General features: G+C 50.3%; 15 protein-coding genes. 5 read left to right on the top strand and 10 right to left on the bottom strand.

Annotated features, from left to right (window positions below; all coding sequences use genetic code 11):
* Nucleotides 1-418: 418 nt before the first annotated feature.
* A complete protein-coding gene (locus BL249_RS09820) occupies nucleotides 419-1,300 on the bottom strand; it encodes a hypothetical protein (protein WP_099704828.1) in 882 nt (293 codons plus the stop codon).
* A gap of 691 nt (nucleotides 1,301-1,991) precedes the next feature.
* Here BL249_RS09820 and ycjG point away from each other — a divergent pair.
* Nucleotides 1,992-2,972 carry an L-Ala-D/L-Glu epimerase gene (ycjG, locus tag BL249_RS09815; RefSeq protein WP_099704829.1) on the top strand — a complete coding sequence of 327 codons (981 nt, stop codon included), beginning with the start codon at nucleotides 1,992-1,994 and terminating at the stop codon, nucleotides 2,970-2,972.
* Here ycjG and mpaA read toward each other — a convergent pair.
* Nucleotides 2,952-3,662, bottom strand: coding sequence for a murein tripeptide amidase MpaA (gene mpaA, locus BL249_RS09810; protein WP_099704830.1), 711 nt, complete (start codon nucleotides 3,660-3,662; stop codon nucleotides 2,952-2,954). The two genes, ycjG and mpaA, sit on opposite strands and share 21 nt — an antisense overlap.
* Nucleotides 3,663-3,833: 171 nt before the next feature.
* Here mpaA and BL249_RS09805 point away from each other — a divergent pair, with 171 nt between their 5' ends.
* The 3 genes from BL249_RS09805 to BL249_RS09790 all read left to right on the top strand — a co-directional run bounded on the left by BL249_RS09805 (nucleotide 3,834) and on the right by BL249_RS09790 (nucleotide 9,087).
* On the top strand, nucleotides 3,834-5,453 hold the full coding sequence (locus BL249_RS09805; protein WP_099704831.1) for a peptide ABC transporter substrate-binding protein: 1,620 nt from the start codon (nucleotides 3,834-3,836) through the stop codon (nucleotides 5,451-5,453).
* Nucleotides 5,454-5,615: 162 nt separating this feature from the next.
* A complete protein-coding gene (gene zntB / locus BL249_RS09800; RefSeq protein WP_099704832.1) occupies nucleotides 5,616-6,599 on the top strand; it encodes a zinc transporter ZntB in 984 nt (327 codons plus the stop codon).
* A gap of 457 nt (nucleotides 6,600-7,056) precedes the next feature.
* Nucleotides 7,057-9,087 (top strand): prolyl oligopeptidase family serine peptidase, encoded by a 2,031-nt coding sequence (locus tag BL249_RS09790; protein ID WP_241898873.1) that lies wholly within the window; start codon nucleotides 7,057-7,059, stop codon nucleotides 9,085-9,087.
* 80 nt (nucleotides 9,088-9,167) lie between these two features.
* On the opposite strand, the gene ttcA is transcribed toward BL249_RS09790, so the two are convergent.
* From ttcA to BL249_RS09755, 7 genes are all read right to left on the bottom strand, one after another.
* Nucleotides 9,168-10,106 carry a tRNA 2-thiocytidine(32) synthetase TtcA gene (ttcA, locus tag BL249_RS09785; protein ID WP_099704835.1) on the bottom strand — a complete coding sequence of 313 codons (939 nt, stop codon included), beginning with the start codon at nucleotides 10,104-10,106 and terminating at the stop codon, nucleotides 9,168-9,170.
* Nucleotides 10,107-10,546: 440 nt separating this feature from the next.
* Nucleotides 10,547-11,107: a hypothetical protein gene (locus BL249_RS18980; protein ID WP_158233080.1), complete on the bottom strand. Its 561-nt coding sequence runs from the start codon at nucleotides 11,105-11,107 to the stop codon at nucleotides 10,547-10,549.
* 305 nt (nucleotides 11,108-11,412) lie between these two features.
* Complete coding sequence (locus tag BL249_RS18975; protein WP_158233114.1) at nucleotides 11,413-11,562, bottom strand: hypothetical protein; 150 nt, start codon at nucleotides 11,560-11,562, stop codon at nucleotides 11,413-11,415.
* Nucleotides 11,563-11,655: 93 nt separating this feature from the next.
* Nucleotides 11,656-12,480, bottom strand: a complete 825-nt coding sequence (locus BL249_RS09770; RefSeq protein ID WP_099707521.1) for a glycosyltransferase family A protein — start codon at nucleotides 12,478-12,480, stop codon at nucleotides 11,656-11,658.
* Between the two features lie 382 nt (nucleotides 12,481-12,862).
* Entirely contained in the window at nucleotides 12,863-13,150 is a 288-nt protein-coding gene (locus BL249_RS09765; protein ID WP_099707522.1) for a putative quinol monooxygenase, read from the bottom strand.
* A gap of 84 nt (nucleotides 13,151-13,234) precedes the next feature.
* The gene (nifJ, locus tag BL249_RS09760) at nucleotides 13,235-16,756 is read right to left on the bottom strand and encodes a pyruvate:ferredoxin (flavodoxin) oxidoreductase (RefSeq protein ID WP_099707523.1); all 3,522 of its coding nucleotides are present in this window, start codon (nucleotides 16,754-16,756) and stop codon (nucleotides 13,235-13,237) included.
* Nucleotides 16,757-16,870: 114 nt separating this feature from the next.
* Nucleotides 16,871-17,527, bottom strand: coding sequence for an MgtC/SapB family protein (locus tag BL249_RS09755; RefSeq protein ID WP_099707524.1), 657 nt, complete (start codon nucleotides 17,525-17,527; stop codon nucleotides 16,871-16,873).
* 183 nt (nucleotides 17,528-17,710) lie between these two features.
* Between BL249_RS09755 and BL249_RS09750 the strand changes: the two genes are divergently transcribed.
* Nucleotides 17,711-17,983, top strand: a complete 273-nt coding sequence (locus BL249_RS09750; RefSeq protein WP_099707525.1) for a putative hemolysin — start codon at nucleotides 17,711-17,713, stop codon at nucleotides 17,981-17,983.
* A 4-nt stretch (nucleotides 17,984-17,987) separates the two neighbouring features.
* On the opposite strand, the gene BL249_RS09745 is transcribed toward BL249_RS09750, so the two are convergent.
* The gene (locus BL249_RS09745) at nucleotides 17,988-18,989 is read right to left on the bottom strand and encodes a 2-hydroxyacid dehydrogenase (protein ID WP_099707526.1); all 1,002 of its coding nucleotides are present in this window, start codon (nucleotides 18,987-18,989) and stop codon (nucleotides 17,988-17,990) included.
* Between the last annotated feature and the right edge of the window lie 71 nt (nucleotides 18,990-19,060).

The raw sequence follows: 19,060 nt of genomic DNA, 5'->3' as shown, positions 1-19,060 counted from the left end.
GAATATCCGGCATGGGATTATGAGTGAACTTGTACTATGAACCCGCTGGAATCGGATTTGCTGTCGTTCAGTGATAGCACATCGCCGCATGACGGTAAAGGCGGCTTGTTGTGTGATATAGACAAGGAATGACCCATCAGCAGGGATGACAGGTCAGGAGGGGGGAGCGACCGGCTGCCCGGGTTCGTTTGCCGCGCCATAGCGGCAAAGTTACGCCGCCAGATGGCCGCTGGAAGGTAGTCACCATTTCAGAAATTTCTGAACAATGAAAAGCCTCTGCTGGCGTTAGGGAAAGGGCTGTCTGCCGGCACATTTTACCCTGCAAGCCGGCAGACAGTATGTGGCATTGATATATGGCTTAAATAAAATTAATTAACTTACAGTAAATAAAGACTATTACTGCTTCATTCTCTCTTGACTATTTACTAATTGCATTACAATATCTTGACTCTGCTTCTTTAATCGAAGCATCAACAGTATTTTTTACGGCGGCAGAAAAAATGTGCTTGCTCATGATATAGGTGCCAAATTTTGAACTTAATGGTACAGAAAAATCGCCTTCTTTTCGCACGCATTTACTGCAATTACGATGCATAGCATCATTATCTAACGCAATTTGACCTGAAAACTCAGACCAGTACTTGCTTTCACTTGCAATGAATTCATCCTGCGCGGCTAATATCCTCTTTTGTAAAACCATTGCGATTGAATCAATGGCGCTATAAGCATAAATCATTTTTAATAATCTCCGCTCAAGCTGTGCGGCGGCTGTACAGATTTCAACATGATAATTGCAAATGCTGCTATTATTTGCTTCCTGTATAAAACTACTGGAAGCTCTGTTGACCACTTCGTTATATTTTTTTATGGCAACGTCCAGTTTTTGTCTGTGGGAGTCAATATCAGGAAAACTGAACGTTTTCATTCTGAAGGTGCTGATCTCATTTTCATTCTCACTGTCGTAGGCCTGCTGTAATCTCTTACTTCTGTAATGAATTTTTGCGTCAGTGAATATTGAGTCGGAAAATGAGGTGATAATCCCAGGGATAACGGGTAGTTGACCTATTAAGGGTATTCTTCTTACAGCGGCGTTGACGGTTTTACTGGCCAGATCCGGCGCCAGCTTCATGGCAATACCACGGCTTTTACTGGCTGTGCTATCGCCTTGTTGATATCCGCGCCTTATGCCACTGACATATTTGTTTTTTGAGTTAAACATCCTTTCTAAAAAGTGTTTATCTTTAACCATTTTGTCGGCATACGCAATTAACTTCTTTTTTGCCAGAATTAAATCCACCATTCTTTACTCCGTGATAATACATGCAATAACTTAATGATTTAATCTGCAGATGGCATAATACATCCTTGTGTCCATCATGCTGTTAGCGGCGATTTCCTCGATATCTCCCGCTGTTCAGGTATTTTCAGTTGGAGTTACCTCCCAGGGTTGAGATCGACATTCAGGATTTTTCCTGAGACTAATCATCAGTTTTATAAACATATATTGTCATAAAGCTGTGGCGATGCGTACAGATAGCAACGCAAGTAGTACGCTAATGAGGATTTTAACAATTTAATTTTAATGAATTTAAAACAAGCCTGCAGAATTAAAAAAATTAAATTCGGTGGTAATGTTAAATATTATCTCAATTCATAAGTGGCATTGTGCTTAATTGATTTAATGACCATGTTATTTCTATGGGTATGTGTGCCATATTTTCGATCGCGTTATTTAATCCTTCCATGATTTAACCATCGGTCAGGCTGACATTGTTTTCTGCGCTTATTAACAGCGACGCGTTTTTTATTCTGTGCCGGGTAACGGCAAAATGTGTCATAATTTTATCATTGTGCAGTGATAGTAACGCTGCGTTTTTTCGCCATTCATGGCCGCATTTCACCAGCCGACCGGTGCTCATCGTCCGCCGGGGGGCAGAGCGAAGGGATAAATGGGGCCGTAGCCCTCAGCAGAAAATAAACAGGATTATACTATGCGACAGGTCAGGATCTATCCTCAAAGCTGGCCGCTAAATGCGCCTTTTGTTATTGCCCGAGGCAGCCGAAGTGAAGCGGTGGTGGTGGTGGTAGAGATTGAGCAGGATGGCGTGACAGGCTGGGGAGAATGTACACCCTATCCACGTTATGGCGAAAGCGTGGCGTCGGTACTGGAACAGCTTCAGCGTATTACCCCGCAGCTGGAGCAGGGATTATCACGAGAGAGATTACAGCAACAGCTGGCAGCCGGTGCGGCGCGCAATGCGATTGACTGTGCGTTATGGGATCTTGAATGCCGGCAACAACAGCAAAGCGTATGGCAGAAGACCGCCATTACCAGGCCGGATAGCGTTTTAATGGCACAAACTGTCAGTATTGATAGCCCGGAGGTGATGGCGCACAACGCGGCAGTGCTGGCAGAAAAAGGGGCACAGCTGTTAAAAATCAAACTGGATAATCATCTGATTACTGAACGCCTGATGGCCATCCGGGCGGCAGTACCTGGCATCAGACTGATTGTTGATGCGAATGAATCCTGGCAGGCAGAAGGGCTGGCCGCACGCTGTCAGCTGCTGGCTGATTTGCAGATTGCGATGCTCGAACAACCGCTGGCCGCAGGCAAAGACGCGGCGCTGGCGCATTTTATTCATCCATTGCCGATTTGTGCTGATGAAAGTTGCCATACCCGTGACAGCCTGGCCAGCCTGGTGGGGCATTACGATATGATCAATATCAAGCTTGATAAAAGTGGCGGACTGACCGAGGCGCTGGCACTGGCCGCGGCAGCGCAGGCGCAGGGGTTTGATATCATGCTGGGTTGTATGCTTTGTACATCACGTGCGATTACTGCAGCCTTGCCGCTGGTGCCAGCGGCACGCTTTGTTGACCTGGATGGACCGACATGGCTGGCGCAGGATGTTGAAAGCGCCCTGGCCTATACCTGCGGGCAAATCGATCTAAGCGGCCTGCCAGTGTAATAGCGCAACCAGTGCCGGCAGATAGTGCTGTATTGCCGCATCGGCAGAAATAGCCGGTAACTCTGCGGTTACGCAGTTCAGGCCAAGATCGCCGCACCAGCTACCAAATGAACCCGGCGTGGCGTAACCGACATCGTCAACCAGTGGCAACGACATTTTTTCAGCCAGCCAGCGACTAACGGGGCTGGCCAGGGGATCGTCAATGCAGGCCAGGGGTTCATGAAAGCTGACAATCCATCGTGGTTTAAGCTGATGTATCAGCGTGCACAACGCCTGAGTTTCGGGTTCCGATCCAGCACGTTCACCGGTCGACAGGACCACATCACGTTCCTCAGTATCACTGTTCCAGCGATATACCGTTTCACCGCTTTGCCAGTTAGCGGCTGGAAAGTTGCGGTTAAGATCAACGCCGCGGGCGTTGGCGCGCAGACCCAGCTGGCAGCCATCAGGATTCACCGCCAGCACCACGTGATGACGACGTGAGGATTGTTGCAGGGTTCGCATAGCGCAGGACAGGGCAACAACGGCAGCTACTTCATCGCCATGGGTGCCGGCCAGAATCAGACCGCTGTTTTCATCCGCTGCCGGCGCCGGGAACCACAGTAATGGCGCGCCCATAACGGAGTGACCATAAAGACGTGCTTCGGCAGTCAGTGGTCCTCTGGCGGCGCGGGGATGCAGCTGGCTCATGATGACAACTCCATGAAAAAGACCATTAAGACGATGGTTATTGCTCTAACATAGCGGTCTTACAGGTTTTTTACCAGATAGCTTTATTTTTGTCAGATACAGCTGTTTACCAATCGACAGATTGCGTTACAGTGCAGACAGCATTTTCAATCACTACCAAGGAGAAAAACCATGGGCAGATTGGGCCAGATGGTGCTGAGTACAATATGCATCCCCCTGGGGTTACTGCCAGCATCGGCTGCTGAGGTTCCGCCAGGGACACAACTGGCCGATCGTCAGGAAATTGTACGCCATATCAAAGACGAACCGGCATCACTGGACCCGGCGAAATCCGCTGGTTTGCCGGAAATTCAGGTGATTCGCGACCTGTTTGAAGGACTGACCAATGAAGATGCGAACGGCAAAATTATCCCGGGGGTGGCGGAACGCTGGCAAACAAGCGATAACAAAATCTGGATATTTACCCTGCGCGAAAATCTGTGCTGGTCGGATGGTACGCCGTTGACGGCGGATGATTTTGTTTACAGCTGGCGTCGGTTGGTGGATCCGGCTACGGCATCGCCGTTTGCTTCATTTGCGGCGCTGGCCGGTATTGAAAATGCGGCTGACATTGCTGCACATAAGCTGCCGCTGGATAAGCTCGGCGTTAGCGCGCTGGATGACCGTCATCTTAAAGTTACGCTGAACCGTCCGCTACCGTGGTTTCCGGCAATGGTGGCTAATTTCAGTCTTTATCCGGTGCCCAGGCATGTTATTGATGCGAGCGGTAATAACTGGACCCGACCGGGAACGCTGGTTGGTAACGGCGCCTATAAGCTGCAGGCGCGCATAGTGAATGAAAAAATTGTCCTGGAACGGAATCATCGCTACTGGGATGACGCCAAATCGGTACTGACAAAAGTCACCTTTGTCCCGGTTAATGATGAAGCCAGCGCCACCAAACGCTACCGGGCAGGGGACATTGATATCACCGAATCTTTTCCCAAAAATATGTACGGGCTGTTGAAAAAATCGTTACCTGGTCAGGTATATACGCCGGATCAGTTAGGGACCTATTATTATGCGTTTAACACCCGGCAAGGCCCCACCAGCGATGTGCGGGTGCGCAGGGCGCTCTCCTGGAGTATTGACCGAAAAATTATTGCACATAAGGTACTTGGCACCGGGGAAAAACCGGCCTGGCATTTTACCCCGGACGTGACCGCTGGTTATACACCGAAAACAGATTTTATCCAGCAACACCCGCAGGCTGAGCTGAATGCCCAGGCGAAAGCCTTGCTTGCCGCCGCCGGCTACGGCCCACAAAAACCGCTGAATCTGACCCTGCTGTATAACATTTCAGAGAATAACCAGAAGATAGCTATTGCTGTTGCTTCGATGTGGAAAAAGACGCTTGGGGTTAACGTCAGGCTGCAAAATCAGGAATGGAAAACCTATCTCGACAGTCGCAATAGCGGTAAATTTGATGTTATCAGAGCCTCCTGGGTTGGTGATTATAATGAGCCCTCGACCTTTCTTTCGTTACTGACCAGTGACCATAGCGGCAATTTTGCCCGCTTTAGCAATAGCCAGTATGATGCGGTACTGGCAAGGGCTGCCGCCGCAACGAATGCCAGGCAGCGCAACGCTGAATATCAGCGTGCTGAGCAGATAATTGCTGATGAAGCGCCTATTGCGCCAATCTATCAGTATACCAATGGCCGGCTCATTAAACCCTGGGTGAAAGGTTACCCTATCAGCAATGCCGGGGACGTGGCATATAGCCGTCAGCTGTTTATTCTCAGGCATTAAATTCTGTGGCCACTTTGCCAGAGGTGGCCGGGTACCGGTTGCTTGTTAAAAATTGTTTCATTTTTGGCCCGCCTGGTCACCTGTGCAGACCGACAGCGCGTTTGTCACGCTGCTGCGCTGCGCTAAACTGTATCCGGCTGATTATACGTTGATGGAGTCATTGTGGAGATCATTGAGGGGCGCGCATTACAGGTTTCGGATGCCATTATTTCCTGTCAGCTTGACGGCAAAGGTGGCCTGATTCCGATTGATGATAAAGATGTTATTCATTGTGACCGCCCTTGCTGGCTGCATCTGAATTATACGCATCGGGAGAGCGCCGAATGGCTTTCCTCCACGCCACTTATTCCGGATAACGTGCGTGATGCGCTGGGGGGAGACTCGCTGCGTCCCAGGGTAAACCGCTTAGGTGATGGCACGATGATCACCCTGCGCAGCGTCAATTTAAATAGTGAATCGCGGCCCGATCAGCTGGTGGTGATAAGGGTGTTTGTCAATGGCAAACTGATTGTGTCGACGCGGCGGCGTAAAGTCTTTGCCATTGATGAAATTCTCACTGACTTACAGAATGGAAATGGCCCGGTGGATGGCGGCAGCTGGCTGGTGGAGCTGTGCGAAGCGTTGACCGACCACACCGGGGAGTTCATTGAACAGTTACATGATAAAATTATCGAACTGGAAGACGCGGTGGTGGATCAGCAGATCCCGCAACGGGGTGAACTGGCATTAATCCGCAAACAGCTGATAGTTATGCGCCGTTATATGGCTCCACAGCGCGATGTATATGCGCGGCTGGCCAGTGAAAGGCTGCCATGGATGAGTGACGACGACCGGCGACGAATGCAGGATATTGCCGATCGCCTGGGGCGCGGACTTGACGATCTCGATGCCTGCGTGGCGCGAACCGCGGTACTGGCAGACGAAATTAGCAGCGTGCTGGCGGACGCCATGAATCGTCGAACCTATACGATGTCATTGCTGGCGATGCTTTTTCTGCCAACCACTTTTCTTACCGGTTTATTTGGCGTCAACCTTGGTGGCATCCCTGGCGGCGGCTGGCGCTACGGTTTCCCTTTTTTCTGTCTGCTCTTACTGCTACTGGTAATAGCCGTTGCGTGGTGGCTAAGGAAACGCAAATGGTTGTAACGGATAATCACTGGCATAACACACAGAAATTATGATCGACATCAATGCGTGATAAAGCGCTGGGGCGCAGACTCGATGTTGCAGGTGAATGCAACGTCAAGCGATGGGCGTTGCGCTCTATATTGTCTTACTTCCTTTGAATTGTTGCATAGCACATTTAATTCGATACGCTGGCACGATGCCGGCTTTTTTTTGCCCCTGGTCTGGCGCTATTCTGTTATTACCCCGGATTATCCGCGGCCTGATCAGCCGTTACTGGCGTAAAAGCTGGTAAATCATCTTTACGTACTATGCTGCGTGATCTGACACTTCTTATTTACTGATTCTGCTAAACAACAGCCTGCCAGGGTTAATCTATGCAGATGGGCGCCGGTTGGCGTTTTTGCGCCGGTGACCGATGCAGAGCGCCGACCACGTGCTAACCTGGCCATACCATCACCCAAAGGAGAGCCCGTTGGTGCAAAAAAATTTTCAGGATTTACTAAGCGCACTTGAAAAGCCGCATGATGAGGACGCCTTGCGCTGGGTGGCGGAGCAAAATCGTCATACTGTCGCAAGATTTGCCCGCGGCAAGCGTTTTGAGCAAATGCAACACAGCATCCTGCAATCCTTAAACGATCAAAACAATATTCCCTGGTGCGATCATTATCACGATACCCTGTATAACTTCTGGCAGGATGACTGCCATCCCCGTGGTATCTGGCGACGTACCACGCTGACGTCCTACCTGACAGCAGAACCAGAATGGGAAACCGTGCTGGATATTGATCGTCTGAATGACGAGGAATCTGCTAGCTGGTGCTATCACGGTGCTGAGTTGCTTTATCCTGACTTCAGCCGGGCACTGGTTTTTTTATCCTCGGGGGGCGATGCCTGCCAGATTCGTGAATTTGATCTGATTAGCCTGACCTTTGTCCGCGATGGTTTTTTTCTGCCAGAAAGCAAAAGTGCGGTCAGCTGGCTTGATAAAAATACGCTTTTGCTGGCGCTGGATGCCGGCGGTGATACCGTCACTACTTCCGGTTACCCGCGTTGTGTCAGACGGTGGCAGCGTGGTGAATCACCACAGGAAGCCCGTCTGATTTATAGTGGCAAAACCTCAGATATATGTGTTGACGCCTGTCATGATCATACTGCTGGCTTCGAAAAAACCGTGATCCACTGTAGCCTGGATTCTCAGCGTAGTAATGCTTACCTGCTGACCGCTGATGATCGGCTGGAGTTGATAGCTATCCCGCCTGATGCCACATGCGACTTTGTACGTAACTGGCTGCTTATCAGTTTAACCACGGACTGGCAAATCGCGGATAAAACCTATCCGGCCGGCGCGTTGCTGGCGACAGATTTTGTCGCTTTTCAGCAGGGACAGCGTGACTTCAGCCTGCTGTTTACGCCAGATATGCACACCACGCTGCAGGATTACAGTGCGACCCAGGATTATCTCATTCTCAACCTGACCCAGGATGTCGTTGGCAGGGTTGAAATATTAAAAGTGGAAAACGGTCGCTGGCGCTGCGTGCAAAAGCGAGCATTAGCCGACTTCACGTCCATTTTTGCCGCTGCGATTGATACAGAGAGCAACCGTTATCAGCTGGTGACTTACAGTTTTCTGCAACCCTGCAGCCTGAGTTATGGGGATTTTGATAACAACAGTCTAACGCTGATCAGGCAGGACCCGGCATATTTTGATAATGCGGATTTTGACGTCAGCCAGCATTTTGCCCGCTCGCGTGATGGCACGCAGATCCCATATTTTCAGATAGCCAGTAAAGCGCTGGCACTGACCGGGGACCATCCGACACTGCTGTATGGTTACGGCGGTTTTGGCGAGTCGTTAACACCTCACTATCTGGGATCACGAGGGTGTACCTGGCTGCAAAGAGGTGGGGTTTACGTGGTGGCCAATATTCGCGGCGGCGGTGAGTACGGGCCGGCATGGCACCTGGCGGCAGTAAAGCAACACCGACATCGGGCCTATGAAGATTTTGCGGCAGTGGCCACGGACCTGGTACAGCGCAGGGTAACCTGTGCAGCCCGTCTGGCCGCACAGGGCGGCAGCAACGGCGGACTGCTTATTGGTAATATGCTGACAGACTATCCTGAGTTATTTGCTGCGCTGTTATGTGAAGTGCCGCTGCTTGATATGACCCACTACCACCTGTGGCTGGCGGGTGCCTCATGGATAGCGGAATATGGCGATCCGGAGATTGCTGAAGAAAGGCAATGGTTGCAACGCTATTCTCCGTTCGACAACGTTTCCGGCAAACGGCGTTATCCTCCGGTGCTGTTTACTACCGGCACTCAGGACGATCGGGTCAGTCCTGCGCATGCACGAAAAATGGTTGCCCGTATGCAGCAGCTAGGTCATCGCAACGTCTGGTTGTATGAACAGCACAGCGCCGGCCATAGTAACGCAACAGAAAACAGCCAGATAGCGTTTGATTATGCGCTGACGGAAGCGTTTCTCTGGCAAATGCTGACCGGCTGAAAACAGCGTCGCACTGAGTACCTTGTCTGTGCCTGGCGCTAAAACCGGCAGGCACAGAACGGGGTTCTGTACGCCGACGCTCAGATAATCTGCTGAATATCAAGACGCGGATAATCCTGCCCGGTGTCATCATCGCTGTCTGCAGTGCGCCAGCCAGCGGTTAACGGTAACGTCTCCCGGTCAAATGCCAGGTCACCGCCGTCAATTACCGCATCACCGCGCTGAAGCGCGCGAAAATCAAACAACCGGCTATCTGCCAGATGGGAAGGAACAACGTTTTGCATGGCGGTGAACATGGTTTCAATCCGGCCGGGATATTTTCGATCCCAGTCGCGCAGCATGTCGGCGATTACCTGACGCTGCAGATTGGGCTGCGAGCCACATAAATTGCAGGGGATAATTGGAAACTGGCGGGCGGTAGCAAAACGCTCAATATCTTTTTCCCGACAATAGGCCAGCGGACGAATGACAATGTGTTTTCCGTCATCACTCATCAGTTTTGGCGGCATTCCTTTGATTTTTCCGCCATAAAACATATTCAAAAACAGGGTCTGCAAAATATCGTCACGATGGTGACCGAGGGCGATGCGGGTCGCGCCCAGTTCGCTGGCGGTACGATACAGAATACCGCGACGCAGGCGGGAGCAAAGCGAGCAGGTGGTTTTACCTTCCGGGATTTTGTCTTTTACAATCCGGTAAGTATCTTCCTGAACAATCTTATATTCAACGCCGATACTGTCGAGATACTGCGGCAGAATATGTTCCGGGAAGCCTGGTTGCTTCTGATCAAGATTAACTGCGATCAGGCTGAAATTTACCGGCGCACTTTGCTGTAAATTACGCAAAATTTCCAGCATGGTATAACTGTCTTTTCCCCCTGACAGACAAACCATGATCCTGTCACCGTCTTCAATCATGTTGAAATCGGCGATTGCCTCGCCGACGTTGCGGCGTAGCCGCTTCTGCAGCTTGTTAATGTTATAGTGTTCCTTTTTGTTAACACTTTGTTTTTCTTGCATTATCTCTTATCTCTGACATCAGCAGGGGCGGCTGATGGGCTGGAGTTTTTTAAAAGGCCAATGTGTTGTTTAGCAAAAATAACGCACTGACGCTCAGTTTTTTAATCGCGGGGGCTGAACAGCACCACCCGATTGTGCGTTTTGCTGCCCCCGCCGACGGACAAAACAACCGGCTCGTACCGGCAGGGTCGGCCACTGGGCAAAAGTATGCCGCGTATGGTACTGATTCCGGCGACGAAAGCCAGCGTGTTTTAGGCCGTTGTTTGCGCAAAAGCGAAAGCTGCCGTGTGCTGATGTGATTTTGGCGCCTTACAAAGAAAATTGAATGTGCAATTTATGCGGCTGTCCGCGATGACTTTTATCCTGACAGAAGGGCTGCATCCTGGAGGAAATAGTGCAGAGAATAAATATGTTAACATACGCATTCGCCTGATTATCATTTAGCGATTTTTACTGGCTGCGTGGGTGTTGCCAGCAGGATGGCTGTCACTGGTAGCAGAGAAGTTTTTGTTGTAGTTATCGTTATTGTTGTTATTATTATTGTTATTACCATTATTATTATTGTTGTTGTTGTTATGGTAATTATTGTAGTCATTATTATAATGGTTGTTGTAGTTGTTATTATAGTTATTGTTGTATTGATTATTATAAAAGTTATTGTAGTAATTATTATAATAGTTATTAAAATAACTATTGTTCCCAGAAAAGTCTGGCGTATTTTTAGTGGTGCTTATCGTGACGCTGTTATCGACTCCGGAAGGCCCGGAGCGGTTGAAATGACTGGCTTCTTTAATATTGTCCTGATTATCCATTTTTAACATGACGTGATTATTGTGCTGCTGAAATGAGTCTTTCAGTAACGAAACCATATCCAGCGTTTTGAGGTGGTAATCAATCGGCTTGACATTAGTCTCCCCGGTGAAAGCGGGATGTTCAGCTTTTGCCTGCTGGGTTATGAGTATTATTAATGTTAATGTGCCTGCGCTGCAGAGTTTTTTCATTTTCCCTTTCTTATATGAATCAAACCAGATGAGATTAACAGAGTAATGAATATTAATCTGGATTGTAATAAAAATAATTAAAATCTCTGTTGTTTAATATAAATTAAATTTTATTATAATGAAATTTAATATGCCTTTATTACAATTTGTTTTTCTCTATAACGCTGTTTGGTTAAGAAGGAATAGTACTGTTAAACCGCTAATGCCAGTAGATCGTAATACATCTGGCAGCGGCTTATGTTGAACAAATCAAAGAAAGACTTTGCTAGCCGGATGCATGAAAATGGGATTTATGCGCTATACCGTCAGGGCAGTGGCAATCCGAATATGCTGCCGATAGCCGTAAGCGTGCCGGCAACAAGGGATTGCTGCTTAAGTGGCGTAACGACTGACGTATTTACCATAATGGCGGACACTTCTTGCCGGTAACGGCAGGCGTGGTGTGTATCAGTCATGCAGGCCGCCGCGACGGCCTGATTAGCCACTTTATCCGGCTTGCAGCAGGATGAAATTTAATAACCTGAGTTCTGGAGTTGACGGACAATCGGCTAACGGGCCAGCGGTGCAATCAGACAACGGAACCACCACAGCGGTTTCCACCAGCGGCGCGGCTGCGGTTTGTCCGGCGTACGGCTGCTGATTGTCACAATGTGCCATCTGAAGTTGAGAAAGTTGCGACTGTGCCCATGCTCGGCACCATACGTGGCTATTTCTTCGGCTTTTTTGAGGTCAACCGGGGTATTAAACGACAGATCGCGATTGAGGCTATGGTATGAACTTTCGCGGTCAATTTCTCGTATATCACAGCGGATACGGCGCGGCAGATAGCGCTGCACCGAACCATGATATTTATGATATTTAACGAAGCGGTAATCTTCCGCACCATAATGACCGCAAAATTCTTCATCATAGCCATGATGTCGGAAAAATCTGGCTCTGGACATGAAAAATAGATTGCTATGTCCTTTGATTAATTTACCTGTGGCCGGATCGTTGCGATAAATTTTATAGAAGCTGCGTCCAGGATTTTTGTGAGTGATAAGATAGCGGAATGTATCTTCAGGCAGCTGATGATCCAGATCGGTCATCAGAATCTTATCTGATTTGGCATACGTGACGCCAAGATTTCTCGCGCCCCCCTGATTCCAGGGGATATCATCATCAATGCGCAACCAGGTGAGGTTAAGGTTCAATGCCGGCACTTCATACTCAACGCTACTGCAATCGTCGACGATAACAAAATGCGTACTATCCAGAATGTCTTTTGGATAGTGCTCATAGGAACGCAGCAGCGACAGAACGGAATCGATATTGCCCTGATTACAATAGAAATGGGTAACGTAAGTGAGTCGGATATGCTGCCAGTCGTTCATTTAGCGTCTCTGTTTGTTTTCTGTCTGTGTTTTACCAGAAATGAACATTCCAGCATGTTGCTACAGTATGAAAATGATAAGCAAAGTACTGCTGACTTTGTATTTAAGGTAATGCCGGCGGAGGATAACACATCCTGAAAAAATTATCGCGTCCATTCAAACGCCGGTTTTGTGGCCAATCCTAAGCCAGGAACATCCTTACGTCTAATAGATTCTGATCATGCCGGCATTAATTTAAACAGCAGGTAAACCATTGCATGCATAATATTACACTGGCGTTATCATTATGTGATGGGTAATGATATTGATAGGATGATAAGCACCGTCGGGCAGGAGAGGCAAACCGGTGAGGATGGCAGGGCGGCAGCCGCCGCCCGTCCATTTATTTTACTATAATTTCAGGCAGTTGTTGTAACATGTCGGCAGCATCCGCCAGTAGCCTGGTAAAATGTGGCTGTTCACCATGACGGTCGAGCGCCGCCTGGCTGTGCCAGCCCTCATGAAATAAAAAGGTATTCTGGTCATCCAGGCTGCGATACAGATCGTAGTATAAACAGCCAGCTTCAGCGCGACTGGGTTCAATACAGCGGCTGAGCACCGTTTGCAGCTCGTCGGCTTTACCCGGTCTGGCAATAAACTTTGCGATGATCATCAGCGATTTATCTGACATAAAACACTCCTGTTGGTAACAATACCGTTTATCCTGAACAGGCAATATAGCCTGAAGGCATTTTGCCTGCATCGTTCCCTCTGATTATACTTCCGCTTTTCCGGCCAGCAGCGCCAGCAGCGCATACTTACGCCGGGCCTCTTGACCTGCTTCTGTCCATAGCTGGCGGGCAACTTCGGGTTGCTGCTGATTCAGGCGGCGAAAGCGCTGTTCGTTGTTCAGTACACTAGCAGGATCGGCGGTTGGCGGTCGTGAATCCAGCGACAGCGCCGGCTTTCCTTCACTTAGACGTTGCGGATCAAAACGATACAGGGGCCAGAATCCGCTGGCGGTAAGCAGCTTCATCTGTTCATGACTGTCGGCAAGATCATAGCCGTGCTCTTCGCATGGACTATAGGCAATAATCAGTGATGGCCCGGGATAGGCTTCGGCCTCCTGTAACGCTTTTACTGTCTGATTCAGCTGCGCCCCCAGTGAAATTTGTGCAACATAGACATGGCCATACATCATCATACTGATGGCCAAATCTTTACGCATTTTACGTTTACCGTTTTCTGCAAACCCTGTGACGGCGCCGAGCGGGGTTGCCTTGGACGCCTGGCCACCGGTGTTAGAATAACACTGGGTATCCAGCACCAGAATATTGATATTTTCACTCAGGCTGAGTACATGATCGAGGCCGCCAAAACCAATATCATAAGCCCAGCCATCACCACCAATTGCCCACACCGATTTATCAATGAGCCCATCGGCTTGCTGACAGAGCGCCTGGCCGTGCGGACTGCTATCGTCGGCCAGCAAGGTACGCAGTTCAGCGATTGCCGCACGACGGTGCTCAATTGTGACGTTGTCACCCAGGAGGGCCGCTGTCAGGTCGGCGGGTAGCCGCGAAGCGCACTGATGAATCAGCCGTTGTACGCGCTGTCGCTGGAGATCGACACTGAGCCGAAAACCGAGTCCAAATTCAGCATTGTCCTCAAACAGCGAGTTAGCCCATGCCGGCCCACGGCCTTCCCGGTTGGTGGTGTAGGGGGTTGAAGGTAAATTACCGCCATAAATTGACGAGCAGCCGGTGGCATTGGCAATTAACAGGCGATCGCCATAAAGTTGCGTCAGCAATTTTATATAGGGGGTTTCACCACAGCCAGAACAGGCGCCAGAATATTCAAATAACGGCGTGATAAGTTGTGATGTCCGGATATCAATACGCTCCAGCTGGGTCGGCTGTATTTCTGGTAGGGCAAGAAAGGCGGCATAACGCTGTTTTTCTTCGCTGACATGTGCCAGTCGCGATTGCATATTTAACGCTTTAATCGCAGGATTCTGGCGGTCTTTCGCCGGGCAAACCACCACACAAAGTTGACAGCCAGTGCAGTCTTCAGGTGCGACCTGCAAAATATATTTCTGGCCGCGCATATCGCGTGATTTGACATCCAGTGAAGGTAAATCACTTTCTGCAGCGTCAAGCGCCTCAGGCGGCACTACTTTGGCCCGGATAGCCGCGTGCGGACAGGCAGCAACACAATGATTACACTGGGTGCACAGCGTTGCGTTCCACAATGGTATTGCTTCGGCGATATTGCGTTTTTCCCAGCGGGTGGTGCCGGTGGGCCAGCTGCCGTCCGGCGGCAGTGCTGAGACGGGAAGAGTGTCACCCAGTCCCGCCAGCATGGTGGCGGTTACCGTTTTAACGAAATCCGGGGCGCTGTCACTCACCACCGCCGGCATCAGATGGCTTTGCGGGTTGACCGGTTGTAACGCCACCGCTTCCAGTCCGGCACAGGCGGCCTGTAGTGCCGCATGGTTACGCGCAACCACGTCATCACCTTTATTGCCATAGCTGCGGGTGGCCGCAGTCTGTAGCAGAGAGAGGGCATCCGCCGCAGGGATAATGCCGCTCAGTGCAAAGAAAGCCATTTGCATTACGGTATTAATCCGTCCGCCAAGCTGGCATTCGCGGGCAATGCGACTGGCATTAATCACGAAAAAGCGGGCTTTTTTTTGCACCAGCGTTGCCTGAACTTCCTGTGGCAACCGCTGCCAGACCTCACTGGCGGACCAGGGCGAATTGAGTAAAAACAGGCCGCCCGGTTTCAGACGCTGGCACAAGGGGTATTTGTCAATAAACTGCCACTGGTGGCAGCCAATGAAATCGGCTTCGTCCACCAGATAGGCTGACTGAATTGGCCGCTCGCTGGCGCGCAGGTGTGAAACGGTGAGACCGCCCGCTTTTTTAGAGTCATAGACAAAATAGCCTTGCACCTGCAGCGGCGTATGGTCACCAATAATTTTAATCGTATTTTTGGTTGCCGAAACGCTGCCATCACTGCCGAGACCATAAAAAAGTGCTTGCAGATGGGCGTGATTATCCACGTTTTGCACTGGCAGAGGCAGGGACAGACGGGTGACGTCATCGTAGATACCGACGGTAAAGCGGGCGGGGGGACAAGGCTGGGTCAGCGCATGAAAGATGGCCAGAACCGCGCGCGGGTTGAACTCTTTAGAGGATAAGCCATAGCGTCCACCGCTCATCAACGGCATACTGGCGCGTTTACCCTGTGCGACGGCCTCTGCCATGGTGCACATGACATCCAGAAACAGCGGCTCTGCCGGCGCGCCGGGTTCTTTGCAACGATCCAGTACCGCAATACGCGTGACCGTGGCAGGCAGCACGGCCAGCAGCTGTTCCGCCGGAAAAGGTCGGTAAAGATGCAGGTTAATCAAACCGATTCTCTCGCCCTGCATAGCCGCGCTGTCAATCACCTCGCGGCAGGTGCCCGCTGCCGACCCCATCAGAACAATGACGCGTTCCGCCTGGGGATGGCCATCATATCTGACTGGCTGATAATGGCGGCCGGTTTCCCGGGCAAAATCATCCATGGCATTGATAACATGCTGTACGGCGGCGTTATACCAGGGATTGGTGGCTTCACGTGCCTGAAAATAGCTATCTGGATTCGCCGAAGTGCCTCGAATCACCGGATGTTCCGGCGATAAAGCACGTTGACGGTGGGCAGTGATTGCCTGCTGCGGCATCAGGCAACGCAGGGTGTCATCGCTAACGGGAGTAATTTTATTGATTTCATGTGAGGTACGAAAGCCGTCAAAAAAATGAATAAACGGCAGGCGGCTGTTAAGTGAGGCCAGTTGCGCGATTAACGCAAAATCCTGCGCCTGCTGGACGCTGTCGGCGCATAACATAGCACAACCGGTTTGTCGTACCGCCATGACATCAGAGTGATCGCCAAAAATTGATAATGCATGGGTAGCAACCGTGCGCGCGGCAACGTGCAGAACAAAGGGCATTAGCTGACCGGCAAGCTTATAAAGCGTGGGGATCATCAGCAGTAAGCCTTGCGAGGAGGTAAAACTGGTGGCCAGCGAGCCGGTTTGCAATGCCCCGTGTACCGTGGCAATGGCACCGGCCTCTGACTGCATTTCGACAACCCGTGGTACCTCTCCCCAGATATTAGACTGACCGGCTTCAGACCAGGCATTGGCCTGCTCGGCCATGGTGGAACTGGGGGTGATCGGGTAAATAGCTATCACTTCGCTGGTGCGAAAGGCGACAGATGCCACCGCACCATTGCCGTCGATAGTGATCATACGACATCCTCTAAAGTTAATCTGCTTCAGAGTCTGGCACAGCTACGCCGTTTATCCCTATAAAAATAAAGGAATCAAAGTTTACGGCGCACTGACGATCAAAATTGCCGTTTTCTACTGCATTTCCAGGCTATGCACCCCTTTAATCTCCATCAGGGCTTCATACAGGCGTGACTGATCGACTCTTGGTGACAATGTCACGTCAAGTGAAAGCTCACACAGTCCGCTTTCTTCTTCACGATTAACCACCGAAACCTGACCGGTGCGGATGCGCTCTTTTTGTAACGTCAGTAACACCATCGGCACACTTTTGGGCTTAAGGCGAAACAATAACGAGTGATGTTTGCCAATCAGATAACGGCTAAGACGACTGAACAGTTCAAGTACCACCAGAGCCAGCAGCGTGCCATAAATACCAATTTCATACAGCCCGCTACCAATCACCAGACCGATGGCGGCTGTCACCCACAGACCGGCTGCAGTAGTGAGTCCCCGCACGACCTGGCGCTGAATCATGATAGTTCCCGCCCCAAGGAAACCCATCCCGCTGACAACCTGGGCCGCTATCCGGCTTGGGTCAAGCGCAACGTGTTCCAGCGGCAGCATATCGGCAAAACCATATTTCGATACAATCATAAACATTGCACTACCGATACCGACCAGAATATGGGTACGCAAACCCGCCTCTTTGGCACGAAGCTGACGCTCAAGACCAATCAGCCCGCCCAGGGCGCCGGCCAGAGCAACACGAACCAGTAAATCAACAACCATTAGTATCCTCCTGATTATTTGGTGATGAGATGTCAGCGTTGCGAAAATAAAAAAATAAGACAACCTGTCATTGCAATTTTGACGTTTTTGTTTTGTAAAAATAAAGATGAAAGGTATCGACCTTTTAGTTAACGTTGCTTATTCTGTTGACGTTTTAACTGTTCATTTCCCGGAGTCCGAACAATGAAAGCTGCGACTTTATTCCTGTCTGCTGCTGTAATGGCCCTTGCTGCCTGTAGCAGTGCCCCGGATAACGATGAACCGCCACAGCAGGCAACCAGTGCCCATGTCGCGGCCAGACCCCATATGTCTTCTATTGCAGCCGATGCCTGCGGGGGCGCCGGTGGAACGCTGGCATTCTCCCGGCAGCTGGATGGTAGTGCCGTCGGGATGTGCCAGTTACCGAATGGCCGCCGTTGTAGCGAAAGCGCACTGACATCAGGCGGCTGTTTGTGAGTTGTTATTGCTGACCGGCCGTTAGCCGGTTAGCGCAAATTTCCCCCCGTGCCAGACAGGCAAGGTTCTCCAGCGTGACTTCAGCGATGCTGATCAACGCATCTGAGGTAAGAAATGCCTGATGGCCGGTAAATAATACGTTATGGCAGGCAGATAACCGGCGGAAAATATCATCCTGAATAACATCATTTGATTTATCTTCAAAAAACAGGTCGCGTTCATTTTCATAGACATCCATCCCCAGTGCGCCAATTTTTTGCATTTTTAACGCGTCAATGGCTGCCTGAGAATCAATTAGCCCGCCGCGACTGGTATTAATAATCATCACGCCATCTTTCATCTGTGCGAAAGCGCCGGCATTAAGCAAATGCTGGTTTTGCGGCGTCATCGGACAGTGCAGACTGATCACGTCGGCACGGGAAAATAATGTTGCCAGATCAACATATTCCGCGCCCAGCTCCAGCGCCAGTGGATTTGGCCAGGGGTCGTAAGCCAGCAGCTGCATACCAAAACCTTTCAGAATACGCAGGGTGGCAAGGCCAATTTTTCCGGTACCGATAATGCCTGCGGTGCGACCATGCATATTAAATCCGGTCAGACCTTCCAGTGAAAAGTTAGCATCACGGGTGCGTAACCAGGCACGATGAATATGGCGATTTAACGTCATCATCATGCCGACGGCATGTTCGGCAACCGCTTCGGGGGAATAGGCCGGGACGCGTACTACCGTCAGGCCAAATTCGTCAGCAGCTTTAAGATCGACATTGTTGAATCCGGCACAGCGTAGCGCAATATATTTTACTCCGAGCGCTGCCAGCTCCTGGAGTACTTCTCTGCTGCCATCGTCATTAACAAAAATACACACGGCATCACAGCTGATTGCGTTCTTTGCCGTACGTTCCGTGAGCAGAAAATCGAAAAATTCGACTTCCATGCCATAATTCTCGTTTACCTGCTCCAGATATTTACGTTCATATTGTCTGGTGCTGTACACGGCTATCTTCATCATTTAACTCCTGGCGGCCTGGCGCGATAACACTTCACCCGGTCGGCGCTTCATGCCATTATCCCAGCAGA

The sequence above is a fragment of the Erwinia sp. OLFS4 genome, assembly GCF_002752165.1.
In the GTDB taxonomy this organism is placed as follows: Bacteria; Pseudomonadota; Gammaproteobacteria; order Enterobacterales; family Enterobacteriaceae; genus Izhakiella.
The sequence above is the reverse complement of the archived record's forward strand: the minus strand, read 5'-3'. Positions and strand labels throughout refer to the sequence as shown.